We start from the raw sequence: 14,118 nt of genomic DNA, 5'->3' as shown, positions 1-14,118 counted from the left end.
TGATATCGCGGTGAAGAATCCATTTTCACACTCGTTAACACGAACTGAGCGAAGAGCAAATACAGCTCTAACTCGGTTTGATTACTCTGATTTCAAACCGGAATAACGTCATCTTGGCAAAAAATAAATGAGAGGTTAAAAACTATGGCGACAATGAAGGATGTTGCCCAGCTTGCGGGAGTGTCTACGGCTACGGTATCTCGAGCCTTAATGAATCCAGAGAAAGTCTCTTCTTCTACAAGAAAGAGAGTAGAAGATGCCGTACTTGAAGCGGGTTATTCTCCAAACTCATTAGCGCGTAACTTACGTAGAAACGAATCAAAAACCATTGTTACTATCGTTCCCGACATCTGTGATCCTTATTTTTCTGAAATTATTCGCGGTATTGAAGATGCAGCCATGGAACATGGCTATCTAGTCCTGCTGGGTGATAGCGGACAACAGAAGAAACGCGAAAGCTCTTTCGTTAACCTCGTATTTACTAAGCAGGCAGATGGAATGCTACTGCTTGGTACAGATCTACCATTCGATGTCAGTAAGCCAGAGCAAAAGAACTTACCTCCGATGGTAATGGCGTGTGAATTTGCGCCAGAGCTCGAGCTTCCGACAGTACATATTGATAACCTGACCTCAGCATTTGAAGCGGTGAATTACCTGACTCAATTAGGTCATAAACGCATTGCTCAAATCTCTGGACCAGATACAGCAATATTGTGTCAGTTCCGCCAGCAAGGCTACCAGCAAGCCCTGCGCCGTGCCGGCATCAATAAAGATCCACAATATAGTGTCATTACTGAGTTCTCTTTTGATGGCGGAGCAAAAGCCGTTCGTAAACTGCTCGAATTGCCAGAACCACCAACGGCTATTTTCTGTCACTGTGACACAATGGCCATCGGCGCAATTCAAGAAGCGAAAAAGCTTGGCTTACGAGTACCGCAAGATCTCTCTGTTGTGGGCTTTGATGACATTAACTTCGCTCAGTACTGCGATCCACCGTTGACCACCATCTCTCAACCTCGCTATGAGATTGGTCGACAAGCGATGCTAATGATGCTCGAGATGTTAAAAGGCCACGACGTGCATTCAGGCTCGCGTCTGCTTGAAACTAATCTCGTCATTCGTGGAAGTGCAGCGCCACCACAGCGCCCTTAACCTAAAGATTAGGTATTCATCCCCAAAGCGGTGCTAAGGCGCCGCTTTTTTATTTACCCCTCCTGCTTTTTGTGTATCCCTGAATAAATGTAAGTGAGAACGGAAACACACTCCTACACTCGGGCGTTGTCGCGCTTTAGCTATCAAGATTCTATCAATAGGGTGTTTTCTCAACTCGTTCTGGATTAACATATTTGCAAGAATCCTTGATGACCAGAAATAACCGTGGCAAACAGAGATTATGTAAGACGGGGGCGAGGCGCCCCAAAAAAGTCGACAAAAAAACAGCCGCCGAGAAGAAAAAAACCTTGGCGCAGTGGCCTGCTCGCTATCTTGCTCGTGGGCGGTTTTGGCTATGGTCTTTACCTTTTGAGTAGCGACCCAGAACCTAAACAACCAGTCGTGAAGCAGCCAACAACCACTGTAAGCAAACCAAAGCCGAAAAAAGACTTGCCGCCACCACCAGAAGAAAAATGGGAATATGTTGAGTCACTACCGAAACGTGAAGTTGAAGTTGTGGCCAAAGAAATTGAAGTTTCTAAAATTCCTTACATCATGCAGTGTGGCGCGTACAAAACTCAGGCACAAGCCGAAGAGCGCAAGCTTGCAATCGCGTTCCAAGGGATGTCGAGCAAGATTCGTAAGAAAGAAGGCAGTTCATGGTATCGCGTGGTGCTAGGTCCGTATAAGTTCAAACGTGATGCAGAACGTGACCGTCATAAACTGCAACGCGCGAAAATCGAGCCGTGTGCGATTTGGAAAGAAAATCTTTAAACTCAGGCCCTAGGAGCTAAGATCCTAGGGCCTTTCTTTTTGCCCCCTTGAATCCCCATTTCTCCTCCCCCATATACTGAATTAAATCCAAAGAGAAATAATCAAGAGGTCGACTGTGACTACCATTGTATCTGTACGTCGAAATAATAAAGTCGTCATCGCGGGTGATGGCCAAGTATCTCTAGGCAATACCGTAATGAAAGGTAATGCGCGCAAAGTTCGCCGCCTATACAACAACCAAGTACTAGCGGGCTTTGCCGGCGGTACTGCGGATGCCTTCACCCTTTTTGAGCGCTTCGAAAGCAAACTGCAAATGCACCAAGGTCACCTAACCAAAGCGGCAGTTGAGCTAGCCAAAGACTGGCGTAGCGATCGTGCTCTGCGCAAGCTCGAAGCCTTACTTGCCGTTGCCGACGAAACCGCATCGTTAATCATTACCGGTAATGGTGATGTCGTACAGCCAGAACACGACCTGATTGCGATTGGCTCTGGTGGTGCTTACGCACAAGCTGCCGCAACCGCCCTACTAGAAAACACAGATCTAGATGCTCGTGAGATCGCGGAAAAAGCTCTCAATATCGCGGGTGACATTTGTGTCTTCACTAACCATCACCACACGGTAGAAGAGCTAGACTCAACAGTAGAGCCTGAAAAACCAACCGCGTAATCGTAACGAAGTAAGGAAAGAATATGTCTGAAATGACGCCTCGCGAAATCGTTCATGAATTGAACCGCCACATTATCGGTCAAGAAAAAGCCAAACGTTCGGTTGCGATTGCACTGCGTAACCGCTGGCGCCGCATGCAGCTTGAAGAAAGCTTGCGTGCCGAAGTGACGCCAAAAAACATCTTGATGATTGGCCCTACTGGTGTTGGTAAGACTGAAATCGCACGACGCCTCGCAAAACTGGCAAATGCCCCTTTCATCAAAGTTGAAGCGACAAAATTCACCGAAGTGGGTTACGTTGGTAAAGAAGTTGAAACCATCATCCGTGACCTAACAGATGTCGCTGTGAAAATGACGCATCAACAAGCGATGGAAAAAGTGAAATTCCGCGCAGAAGAACAAGCGGAAGAACGCATTCTTGATGCGCTACTGCCACCAGCACGTGATAGCTGGGGTCAAGCAGAGCAAACGGAAGAGTCTTCTCACACTCGCCAGATCTTCCGTAAGAAACTGCGTGAAGGCCAACTAGACGATAAAGAAATTGAAATCGACGTAGCCGCACCGCAGATGGGCGTAGAGATCATGGCGCCTCCTGGTATGGAAGAGATGACTAACCAGCTGCAAGGCATGTTCCAAAACCTGGCAGGCGACACTAAGAAAAAACGTAAGCTGAAAATCAAAGACGCAATGAAAGCGTTAGCGGAAGAAGAAGCGGCGAAACTGGTAAACCAAGAAGAGCTAAAAGAAGCAGCGATTTTCAACGTTGAAAACAACGGCATCGTATTTATCGATGAGATCGACAAGATCTGTAAACGCGGCGAGAGCTCAGGCCCAGACGTTTCACGCGAAGGTGTTCAGCGCGACCTACTTCCATTGATTGAAGGCAGCACGGTATCAACCAAGCACGGCATGGTAAAAACAGACCATATTCTGTTTGTTGCATCTGGTGCATTCCAAGTGGCAAAACCATCTGACTTGATCCCAGAATTGCAAGGCCGTCTACCAATTCGTGTTGAGCTAGAAGCACTAAGCAGCAACGACTTCAAACGCATTCTGACAGAACCAAAAGCCTCTCTAACAGAGCAGTACGTTGCGTTGATGAAAACGGAAGATGTGGACATCGAATTCACAGAAGACGGCATCACGCAAATCGCGGAAGCGGCATGGACGGTCAACGAAAGCACCGAAAACATCGGTGCTCGTCGCTTACACACCGTAATGGAACGCTTGATGGATGAAATCTCTTACGACGCAGCGGAGCAATCTGGCGCTAAATTCGTTATTGATTCCGCTTACGTGAAAGCGCGCCTAGGCGACACAATTGAAGATGAAGATCTAAGCCGCTTTATTCTTTAAACGCAATCTATTTTACCAAAGCCCAGAACCTTGTTTCTGGGCTTTTTGTTTAGAATGGCGGTGACTTTGACAACATCTAAATCAAAAGCTCTCGTCATTCTAGCGAGACTAAGAATCTGCTAACAGCAAACGCCTTTCTTTCCAACTCACCTTCACCACTGTACAATCGGACGATAGATTCTGAATCACACTCGTTCCTCGCTGTTCAGAATGACGGTGACTTAGACAACATCTAAATCAAAAGAGCTCGTCATTCTAGCGAGCTCAAGCGAGACTAAGACTCAGCTAACAGCAAGCTCCTATTCTTTCCAACTCACCTTAGCCACGGCACTATTGGGACGATAGATTCTGAATCACCTCGTTCCTCGCTGTTCAGAATGACGGTGACTTTGACAACATCTAAATCAAAAAGATCTCGTCATTCTAGCGAGCTTAAGCGAGACTAAGAATCTGGTAACAGCAGACGCCTATTCTTTCCCACTCACCTTAACCACCGCACAATCGGATGATCGATTCTGAATCACACTCGTTGTTCAGAATGACGGTGACTTTGACAATACCTAAATCAAAAAAGATCTCGTCATTCTAGCGAGCTCAAGCGAGACTAAGAATCTGCTAACAGCAAACGCCTTTCTTTCCCACTCACCTTCACCACTGCACAACCGGATGATAGATTCTGAATAACCCTTTGACTTCTAGTTGAGTTGTTTTAGGTCAATAGCGTATCTGCCTCTTTGTGCTTATACTGGGCACATTGGTTACTAGCACGAAATTTCCATGAAACAATCTCTACAGATCTGGCTTGAAGCCGCTCGTCCAAAAACATTACCTCTGGCATTGGTCTCTATCTTAACAGGTAGCGTGCTCGCCTACTCGGCGGGTCATTTCTCACTGACGATTGCCATCATGGCTTTCGTAACCGCGACATTGCTGCAAATTCTGTCCAACCTGGCAAACGACTATGGCGATGCCGTTCAAGGTACAGATAACGACAAACGCCTCGGTCCATTAAGAGCGATGCAGTCTGGCGCGGTAAGTGCTAAGCAGATGAAACAAGCGATTATCTTTAACATCGTTCTGACCGCAATCTCAGGCTTGGTGTTAGTTTTCTATTCACTAAGTTCACTGGAAAGCATTGTCACTTTTATCGGGCTGGGAATTTTGGCCATTCTCGCAGCCATTGCTTATACCATGGGTAGCAAACCATACGGTTACGTGGGGCTTGGCGATATATCAGTGTTCTTGTTTTTTGGTCTACTAGGCGTATCCGGAACCTACTTCTTGCATACTGGTCACGTAGACACCACGCTATTCTTACCTGCTTTAGGCTGCGGTTTACTCGCTGTCGCAGTACTCAACATCAACAATATGCGTGATATAGAGAACGACCGAGAGTGTGGTAAACGCACGGTGGCGGTACGCTTAGGTCAACGTAAAGCCAAGCAGTACCACTTTATCTTACTTGGCGGAGCTATCCTTGCCTTTGCGGCTTACTTGTTAATTCAAGACAAACCCGTTTGGATTAGCTTGCCATTTTTACTTAGTATTTATTTCGTGGCCGATCATGGTAAAGCAGTTTGGCATACACAAAAGCCCGCTCAGATAGCACCAATGATGCCAGTCATCGTGAAATGCTCTCTAGTCACCAACGTTTTGTTTGCAACAATTGTGGTAGCTCAAACTCTAGTAAGTTAAAAAAGGATTGTCATTGCATTGACTTAATGCCTAGATATACTCAAAGACAACCAATTTCTGTTTAGAAAGGTACGCTATGGAATACAATACCTCAGCACTCTGTGATATCTACCTCGACCAGGTAGATGTGGTTGAACCAATGTTCAGTAACTTTGGCGGTCGCGCTTCATTTGCCGGGCAAATCACCACCATCAAGTGTTTTGAAGATAATTCGTTGATCCGCGAGACATTAGAGCAAGATGGACTTGGTCGCGTTTTGTTAATTGACGGTGGCGGTTCCCTACGTAAAGCCCTTATCGATGCAGAAATCGCAACCATTGCGGAAGAAAACGAGTGGGAAGGCATTGTCGTTTACGGCTGTGTTCGCGAAGTAGATGAACTTGAAGATATGAACTTAGGCATTCAAGCCCTCGCCTCTATTCCTGTTGGAGCGACCAGCCAGGGTATTGGCGAATTAGATGTACCAGTCAACTTTGGCGGCGTCAGCTTCTTACCTGAAGATTATATTTATGCTGATAGCACCGGAATTATCCTGTCGCCTGAACCATTGAATATTGATTTAGAGTTGGATGAAGAAGCATAGCGAGTCTTAGGTGTATAAGTTATAGGGTCTTCTCTTAGCTATCAGCGCCTAGCCTTGTCTTAACATTTTCTACTTCCCTAAAACACAAACACCCGCTTAGCGCGGGTGTTTTTAATTTGGAATGAAGAAGCTGAATTATTCCACTTCGTCCATTTTGCCAAGTAGTGCACGAATGCGCTCTTGCCATTGTGCGTGCTCTTGCTGTGCTTGTTGTGCTTTTTGCTCTAGCTCTTCACGTTGAGAGCGAAGCTCGTTCGCTTCTTCCGCAAGTTTAGCTTTATCTTCTTTCAGCTCTTCGACTTCCATCTGAAGAAGAGTGATTGTGTCAACTGCAGTTTGAATTTTAGATTCTAGTTGTTCTAGTACTTCAAAAGACATCTTGGCCTACCTATGTTATTCCGTTGGGACGATGTGCGAGATTGATGCACACCTAACCTATATAAGGTTCATTCTACTCAGCGTCGCGATGAGAAACACTCACTATATTCGATATTTTGCATCATTCGGTCAAAAAATCAGCGCAATCTCACTAAACGCTGACTTTTCTTGTCGCCGAAGCATTTTTGAGCAAGGATTTTGCGTCCCGCTACGCTGAAAATCGCCCTAAGTATTGATCAAATTCAAGTTAGATAAAGTAAAAGCCTCGCAAAAAGGCAAACGTTTACTCGACCTTGTGATAGAATCGCCGCGCAAATTCTTCTTCCCTCTTGCTTACTTGGAGACATCATGAAACGCGATTTAGCAATGGCATTTTCCCGTGTGACTGAAGGTGCAGCTCTGGCTGGTTACAAATGGCTTGGCCGTGGCGATAAAAACGCAGCCGATGGCGCAGCTGTTGAAGTTATGCGCACGCTACTGAACAAAACAGATATCAGTGGTGAAATTGTCATTGGTGAAGGTGAAATCGATGATGCGCCAATGCTGTACATTGGTGAGCAAGTGGGTATTGGTGGTGATGAAGTGGATATCGCTGTCGACCCGATTGAAGGGACGCGTATGACGGCAATGGGACAATCGAACGCACTAGCCGTACTTGCCGCAGGTGAGAAAGGCAGCTTTCTTAAAGCGCCAGATATGTACATGGAAAAACTGGTTGTTGGCCCTGGTGCAAAAGGCGTAATTGACTTAGAAAAGCCGTTAAAAGAAAACCTAGAGAACGTAGCAAAAGCCCTGAACAAGCCACTTGATACCCTAGTCGTTATTACCCTTGCGAAACCTCGCCACGATGACGTTATTGCAGAAATGCAAGCAATGGGCGTACGTGTTTTTGCGGTGCCTGATGGTGATGTCGCTGCCTCTATTCTAACTTGTATGCCAGACAGTGAAGTGGACATGATGTACTGTATTGGCGGTGCGCCAGAAGGGGTTGTATCAGCAGCGGTAATTCGAGCGCTAGACGGTGACATGCACGGTCGCCTGCTTCCTCGTCATGAGGTAAAAGGCGATACTGAAGAAAACCGCATTTACGGTGCAGATGAACTAAAACGCTGCGATGAAATGGGCGTAAAAGCGAATGTTGTCCTCAAAATGGAAGACATGGCTCGTAGCGACAATGTGGTATTTTCAGCAACAGGCATTACTAAAGGTGACTTGCTAGAAGGTATCTCTCGTCAAGGCAATATAGCGACCACAGAAACGCTGCTCGTGCGCGGTCGATGCCGTACTATTCGTCGCATTAAGTCGACTCACTACCTAGATCGTAAAGATCCAGAAGTACGCGATATTATTCTTTAAGCATTTCTCGAGGCTCTAGCTCAATCTGAGTTTGAGCCTTTCTTTCCGCACAGCCGGACAGTAGATTCTGAATCACCTCGTTCCTCGTTGTTCAGAATGACGGTGACTTTAATAAGCTCTAAATCGAAAGAACTCGTCATTCTAGCGAGTTCCAGAGAGACTAAGAATCTGGTAACAGCAAACTCCGATTCTTTACCGCTCACCTTAGCCACTGCACAGCCGGACAGTAGATTCTGAACCACCTCGTCCCTCGCTGTTCAGAATGACGACATATATTGGCTCATATGAACATAGCCTCTACAAATCCACACTCAAATTAAGTCAACACTTTTCTTTACTAACCCTATCGCGCATAATATGTACTGACGTATAAATGGTGGATATATGAAGACCGTAGATAGGATATTGCAAATCGTTAAGCGTGATGGCTCCGTCACTGCAAAACAACTCTCTTCTGAGCTAGGTATGACAACCATGGGGGCTCGTCAGCACCTACAAAGTTTAGAAGATGATGGCATTCTTTCTATCCATGACGTAAAAGTAAAAGTTGGTCGCCCTGCTCGTCATTGGTCTCTCACTCAAAAAGGTCATGAGCAATTTGCTGACCGTCACGGTGAGTTGACCATTCAGTTTATAGAAGCTGTCGAACATATCTTTGGCAAAGATGGACTGGAAAAAGTCACATCAGAAAGGGAAAAACTCACGTTACAAAGTTATCGTCAGCATCTTGAGCAATGCGACTCTCTGCAAAGCAAACTAGAAACACTTGTCACATTAAGAGAGCAAGAAGGCTATATGGCCGAGCTCGAGAAAGATGAGAACGGATTTATCTTGATCGAAAATCACTGTCCGATTTGTAAAGCCGCAACTCGCTGCCCAAGCTTGTGCCAATCAGAATTAAGTGTCTTTCAGTCTTTACTTGGACGTGACACCAAAGTAGAGCGTACCGAACACATCATTAGCGGCCAAAGACGCTGCGTCTACCGCATCCAACAACTACAGTAACCACCACAACCAAACATCGACATGCCGCACTTATTCAATCTCAAGCTTGAAAGCTTCTCTTATAAGTGAGACGGCTAAAGAATTCATCCTCTCTCCTCTTTCTAGTGGTATAGGCTTTTAGTAACTAAAGGCAACTTCCATAAGGATTTGGAGAGCATCGATGTCTAATCTACGTCATATCCCATCCCAAACGCTTCCTCCATTCGATGAAATGGTTCGAATGGCAGAGCGAGATCCAGAAGCTTTTGAGCAATTTCGTCATGAGATGGCGAAAGAGATGATCGAGAGCGCATCAGAAAATATGAAAGAAAGATTGTGGGCTCAACAAAGCCACATCGATAGAGTCATCAGCACGTGTAAAAACCCTCATCACACCAATGTGGTATTGATGAACGAGTTGCAAAAACAGGTCGTGAAGTTCAAAGCAGCGCTACAAGGGGAAGCCGCACCAACACAAAAAGCGGATGTGGTTAGCTTAAACGCGTTTAAAGATAGGGATGATTTTTACTGATACTCAGTAGATAGATCGAGAAAGTTAGGGTTCGTTTCTCTTACCAAGGCTAACTTCCACTCACGCTTCCACTGCTTGAGCTGCTTTTCTCGGTTTATAGCATTAGCCATATCGTCGAATAACTCAAAGTAAACGAGCTTATGAACGTTGTATTTCTTAGTAAATCCTTCCACTACTCCATTTTTATGTTGCCATATTCTTTGGGGCAGCTGACTGGTAACACCTATGTAGAGAACGACGTTGTTATTTGACGTTAGGATATAAACGCAAGGTGTCTTATCGATGATTCATTCTCCTTCATTATTCGCTGTTACTTTTCCATTGTAATTCGCGAGCTCAGTCAGTTTATTTCAAACTCGGAGCACTCTGTGCGTAGATTCTGAATCACCCTCGTCCCTCGCTGTTCAGAATGACAGTGACTTTAACAGCCTTTAAACCAGAGAAGTTCGTCATTCTAGCGAGCCTCGGCAAGGCTAAGAACCTGCCAACAGTAAACTCCTATTCTCTCCCGATCACCTTGGCCACTGCTCAACCGGATGATAGATTCTGAATCACGCTCGTCCCTCGCTGTTCAGAATGACGGTGACTTTAATAATCTCTAAACCAAAGGGGAGCGTCATTCTAGCGAGCCCTAGCGAGACTAAAAATCTCGTAACAGCAAGCTCCTATTCTTTCCCGCTCAGCTTAACCACTGCTCAACCGGACGATAGATTCTGAATCACGCTCGTTCCTCGTTGTTCAGAATGACGGTGACTTTAATAAGCTCTATGTCAAAAGAGTTCGTCATTCTAGCGAGCCTTAGCGAGACTAAGAATCTGGTATCAGCAAGCTCCTACTCTTTCACACTCAGCTTAACCACTGCTCAACCGGACGATAGATTCTGGATCACGCTCATTCCTCGCTGCTCAGAATGATGATGGCTTTAACAGTCTCTATATCAAAAGAGTTTGTCATTCTAGCTAGCCTTAACGAGACTAAGAATCTAGTAACAGCAAGCTCCTATTCTTTCCCGCTCACCTAAACCACCGTACAATCGGATGATAGATTCTGAATCACACTCGTTCCTCGCTGTTCAGAATGACAGTGGCTTTAACAGTCTCTAAATCAAAAGAGTTTGTCATTCTAGCGAGCCTTAGCGCGACTAAGAATCTACTTTCAGCACGCACGATACTTGAAGCAATTACTCCGGCTCAGGGCCATATTGGTTTGGTCCTGATGTTCCCTTTAAGAAACCACATTCAATTAGAATCCATAAACCACAAATCAGAGAAATGGAAGCAACGAACATCTGTGGGGTCGACGGCTCTTGCGCGGCAGGGCTGGTCATTGGCGTGGCAATTCGTCCGATAATCAGCGGAATATTCAGTGCTAGCCAATAGATCGATTTGTTGCGGTCGTGCCAACGCTTGGTGGTGATCGCCAAATCAGGGATCAACAGAACCACCAAGAAAATAGGAAGAAGCACATAGGAGAGAGTAGGAAGCAGTTGGCTGATACCGGCACCAAAGCCTAGAATGGACACATAGTAAATAACGTTCCAAATCCAGTAGGTTTTACGGTCTATACGTCCTTGAAAAGAAAACAGTAACTCTTTAGTCGACATCAAATTTTACCCCAAAGTAGAAAGGTTATAGATTAGCCGAGTCGATATAGTTTGGAAAGGACACCGATAGCTTGGGTGCCCACAACACCCTTATAACAAGCAGAGCAAGGCTGAGAATTCGTAACAATAACCCCTCGCTATTCTCGGGCAATTCAGCGCAACCTAGTTCACTACCTTTTGGAAGCTATCTATATCCATGTCTCGGATATTGACCGTTAAACTGTGCACGTGACTAGCTTGCTCTTGAAGTGTCGCCATCAAGGCTCGTGACAGTTCTCGCTTTTGTTCTTGGGAGCGACCAGATAACAAATCAAAGTTGATATGGATAAAGTCGAGGCTATCACCCTCCTCTCCTATTAACCAATTGTGGCACCGGAGCGTTCGAGATTTCACTGACGCGAGTTCAAAAAGGCCACTTTCTAACGCCGTTTTATGTAAATCCTCCAGCAACCCCTGAACATTGACGCGTTCTTCCACCGAGTTTGAATACTCTAAAACGAGATTTGGCATTTTGATTCCTTTCTACAACAATTAATTCCAGCGCGTAGTAATACCAATCTCAGCAGCAATTTCCGAGGAATGAACTACCATTCTGTCTACGCGATCACCAATCGGTTGCTTTTGACAAAAATAACAGGATCGATGCTTGGTCGAATCAACAAAGAAAGCCGGACAAGACATGACGCCAATCATGATCTGTTCACATTATTCTGTTATATTCCTACGTAGATTTTTTACATTAATTGACTATTTACATTAAAGATAAGGGAGATATTCCTATGCGTCGTCCTGTAGTGATGGGTAACTGGAAACTAAACGGCAGCAAAGCAATGGTAACTGAGCTGCTAACTGGTCTTAACGCTGAACTTGAAGGCGTTGAAGGTGTTGACGTAGCAGTCGCTCCACCAGCACTTTACATCGACCTGGCAGAGCGCGTAATCGCTGAAGGCGGTAACAAGATCATCCTAGGTGCTCAAAACACTGACCTAAACAACAGCGGTGCGTTCACTGGCGATATGTCTCCAGAAATGCTGAAAGATTTCGGTGCTACTCACATTATCATCGGTCACTCAGAGCGTCGTGAATACCACAACGAATCTGACGAGTTCATCGCTAAGAAATTCAATTTCCTAAAAGAAAACGGTCTAACACCTGTTTTCTGTATCGGTGAATCTGAAGCGCAAAACGAAGCTGGCGAAACTGAAGCAGTATGTGCACGTCAAATCAACGCAGTTATCGACACTTACGGTGTTGAAGCTCTAAACGGCGCAATCATCGCTTACGAACCAATCTGGGCTATCGGTACTGGTAAAGCCGCAACTGCTGAAGATGCACAACGCATCCACGCTTCTATCCGCGCACTAATCGCAGCGAAAGACGAAGCAGTTGCAGCACAAGTAATCATCCAATACGGTGGCTCTGTTAAACCAGAAAACGCTGAAGCTTACTTCTCACAACCAGACATCGACGGCGCTCTAGTTGGCGGTGCTTCTCTAGACGCGAAAAGCTTCGCAGCAATCGCTAAAGCAGCGGCTAAAGCAAAAGCTTAATCTCGTTTTTACTGAGAGTAAAAATAACAAAGGGATGCATCATGCATCCCTTTTTGTTTGTGTATTAGATTACACACGATCATCGTAACTAAAGTCTAATCACTACCAAATAGGTCTCGCGTGTACACCTTATCAGCCACATCAGTAAGTTCTTCAACCATACGGTTAGAGACAATCACATCGGCGCTTTGTTTAAACTCATTCAGGTCGTTGATTACACGTGAGTTAAAGAACTCGTCTTCCTGAAGTACTGGTTCATACACCACCACTTCAATACCCTTTGCCTTGATACGCTTCATAATACCTTGAATAGACGAAGCGCGGAAATTATCTGAGCCAGCTTTCATTATCAAACGGTATATCCCAACCACTTTAGGTTCTCGTTTGAGAATAGACTCAGCAATAAAGTCTTTACGAGTTCGATTGGCTTCCACTATGGCCCCAATAATACTGTTTGGGACATCTTGATAGTTTGCACGAAGTTGCTTGGTATCTTTTGGTAAACAATAACCACCATATCCAAATGAAGGATTGTTGTAGTGGTTACCAATACGGGGGTCCAAACCAACACCTTCGATAATTTGGCGAGAATCAAGGTTATGCGCCTCAGCGTAAGAATCTAACTCATTGAAATAAGCTACGCGCATTGCAAGGTAAGTATTTGAGAACAACTTAACCGCTTCAGCTTCTGTAGAATCAGTAAACAAAACTGGGATGTCTTCTTTTACCGCCCCTTCAACTAGAAGATTGGCGAATGTCTCAGCACGTGCACTGCGCTCACCAACAATGATGCGAGATGGGTGGAGGTTATCGTAAAGTGCTTTGCCTTCGCGAAGAAACTCTGGCGAGAAAATAATATTTTCACAACCTAACTCTTGCTTAATGCGTGCAGTATAACCCACAGGCACTGTAGACTTAATTACCATTACAGCATTTGGATTAATCGCCATTACATCTTTTATCACCGCTTCGACGGAAGCCGTATTAAAGTAATTGGTTTGTGGGTCATAATCCGTTGGCGTTGCTATAACAACAAAATCAGCACCTTTGTAGGCGAGCTCTTTGTCCGTGGTAGCAGTAAAGTCTAGTTCTCGATTAGACAGAAAATCTTCAATTTCTTTATCTACAATGGGTGAACACTTGTTGTTAAGCAACTCAACTTTTTTTTCTACAATATCAAGTGCAACAACTTGGTGGTTTTGGGCTAACAACATCGCATTAGAGAGCCCGACATACCCCGTACCGGCAACCGCTATTTTCATTCCAATACCCTAATCTTTAGTTCTTATATCAGAATATCAATAGTTTTAATTTTTGGATAGTGAAACAATATTGTGCAACCTAAGCTTCATACATTAGAAAGTAAATTACCACCTTCTAAAGAAGGTGGCTTTGTGTGAGCCCCCTAAAAGGGGGGCCTTTGTTTAGTCCAGCGCCAATTGCTGCTGCTCTACTCGCTCTTGCTTCTCTTGATGTCTTACATATCGGC

The 14,118-nt window shown here is 45.1% G+C and carries 15 protein-coding genes; 10 read left to right on the top strand and 5 right to left on the bottom strand.

The annotated features are described in order from the left end of the window. Window positions 1-123 precede the first annotated feature (123 nt). The 6 genes from cytR (at window position 124) to rraA (ending at window position 6,226) form a co-directional block, all read left to right on the top strand. Entirely contained in the window at window positions 124-1,152 is a 1,029-nt protein-coding gene (gene cytR / locus R7E78_RS13340) for a DNA-binding transcriptional regulator CytR (protein ID WP_254901949.1), read from the top strand. 225 nt (window positions 1,153-1,377) lie between these two features. After that, on the top strand, window positions 1,378-1,926 hold the full coding sequence (ftsN, locus tag R7E78_RS13335; protein WP_017820300.1) for a cell division protein FtsN: 549 nt from the start codon (window positions 1,378-1,380) through the stop codon (window positions 1,924-1,926). 115 nt (window positions 1,927-2,041) lie between these two features. After that, complete coding sequence (gene hslV / locus R7E78_RS13330) at window positions 2,042-2,593, top strand: ATP-dependent protease subunit HslV (protein WP_005383176.1); 552 nt, start codon at window positions 2,042-2,044, stop codon at window positions 2,591-2,593. Window positions 2,594-2,616: 23 nt separating this feature from the next. Further along, window positions 2,617-3,948, top strand: a complete 1,332-nt coding sequence (gene hslU, locus R7E78_RS13325; RefSeq protein ID WP_025768349.1) for an HslU--HslV peptidase ATPase subunit — start codon at window positions 2,617-2,619, stop codon at window positions 3,946-3,948. Window positions 3,949-4,725: 777 nt separating this feature from the next. Then, the gene (locus R7E78_RS13320; RefSeq protein WP_005383178.1) at window positions 4,726-5,643 is read left to right on the top strand and encodes a 1,4-dihydroxy-2-naphthoate polyprenyltransferase; all 918 of its coding nucleotides are present in this window, start codon (window positions 4,726-4,728) and stop codon (window positions 5,641-5,643) included. 76 nt (window positions 5,644-5,719) lie between these two features. Then, complete coding sequence (gene rraA / locus R7E78_RS13315) at window positions 5,720-6,226, top strand: ribonuclease E activity regulator RraA (RefSeq protein WP_005379537.1); 507 nt, start codon at window positions 5,720-5,722, stop codon at window positions 6,224-6,226. Window positions 6,227-6,361: 135 nt separating this feature from the next. Here rraA and zapB read toward each other — a convergent pair whose 3' ends face one another. After that, on the bottom strand, window positions 6,362-6,604 hold the full coding sequence (gene zapB, locus R7E78_RS13310; protein WP_005379536.1) for a cell division protein ZapB: 243 nt from the start codon (window positions 6,602-6,604) through the stop codon (window positions 6,362-6,364). Window positions 6,605-6,952: 348 nt separating this feature from the next. Here zapB and glpX point away from each other — a divergent pair, with 348 nt between their 5' ends. The 3 genes from glpX (at window position 6,953) to R7E78_RS13295 (ending at window position 9,476) form a co-directional block, all read left to right on the top strand. Further along, entirely contained in the window at window positions 6,953-7,960 is a 1,008-nt protein-coding gene (gene glpX, locus R7E78_RS13305; RefSeq protein ID WP_005383180.1) for a class II fructose-bisphosphatase, read from the top strand. Between the two features lie 384 nt (window positions 7,961-8,344). Beyond that, a complete protein-coding gene (locus R7E78_RS13300; protein WP_005379532.1) occupies window positions 8,345-8,965 on the top strand; it encodes a helix-turn-helix transcriptional regulator in 621 nt (206 codons plus the stop codon). Between the two features lie 160 nt (window positions 8,966-9,125). Continuing rightward, window positions 9,126-9,476, top strand: a complete 351-nt coding sequence (locus R7E78_RS13295) for a DUF3135 domain-containing protein (RefSeq protein WP_213877138.1) — start codon at window positions 9,126-9,128, stop codon at window positions 9,474-9,476. Here R7E78_RS13295 and R7E78_RS13290 read toward each other — a convergent pair. From R7E78_RS13290 to R7E78_RS13280, 3 genes are all read right to left on the bottom strand, one after another. Beyond that, window positions 9,470-9,736, bottom strand: coding sequence for a GIY-YIG nuclease family protein (locus R7E78_RS13290; RefSeq protein ID WP_395234299.1), 267 nt, complete (start codon window positions 9,734-9,736; stop codon window positions 9,470-9,472). The two genes, R7E78_RS13295 and R7E78_RS13290, sit on opposite strands and share 7 nt — an antisense overlap. A gap of 920 nt (window positions 9,737-10,656) precedes the next feature. Then, window positions 10,657-11,079: a DUF805 domain-containing protein gene (locus tag R7E78_RS13285; RefSeq protein ID WP_033905993.1), complete on the bottom strand. Its 423-nt coding sequence runs from the start codon at window positions 11,077-11,079 to the stop codon at window positions 10,657-10,659. Between the two features lie 162 nt (window positions 11,080-11,241). Further along, on the bottom strand, window positions 11,242-11,589 hold the full coding sequence (locus R7E78_RS13280; protein ID WP_017820736.1) for a 5-carboxymethyl-2-hydroxymuconate Delta-isomerase: 348 nt from the start codon (window positions 11,587-11,589) through the stop codon (window positions 11,242-11,244). A 269-nt stretch (window positions 11,590-11,858) separates the two neighbouring features. Here R7E78_RS13280 and tpiA point away from each other — a divergent pair, with 269 nt between their 5' ends. Next, window positions 11,859-12,629 carry a triose-phosphate isomerase gene (gene tpiA / locus R7E78_RS13275; protein WP_005384863.1) on the top strand — a complete coding sequence of 257 codons (771 nt, stop codon included), beginning with the start codon at window positions 11,859-11,861 and terminating at the stop codon, window positions 12,627-12,629. 95 nt (window positions 12,630-12,724) lie between these two features. Here the strand turns inward: tpiA and R7E78_RS13270 are convergent, their stop codons facing one another. Further along, a complete protein-coding gene (locus tag R7E78_RS13270) occupies window positions 12,725-13,891 on the bottom strand; it encodes a nucleotide sugar dehydrogenase (protein ID WP_047101868.1) in 1,167 nt (388 codons plus the stop codon). Between the last annotated feature and the right edge of the window lie 227 nt (window positions 13,892-14,118).

The organism is Vibrio sp. YT-19(2023), from assembly GCF_033337395.1.
The sequence above is the reverse complement of the archived record's forward strand: the minus strand, read 5'-3'. Positions and strand labels throughout refer to the sequence as shown.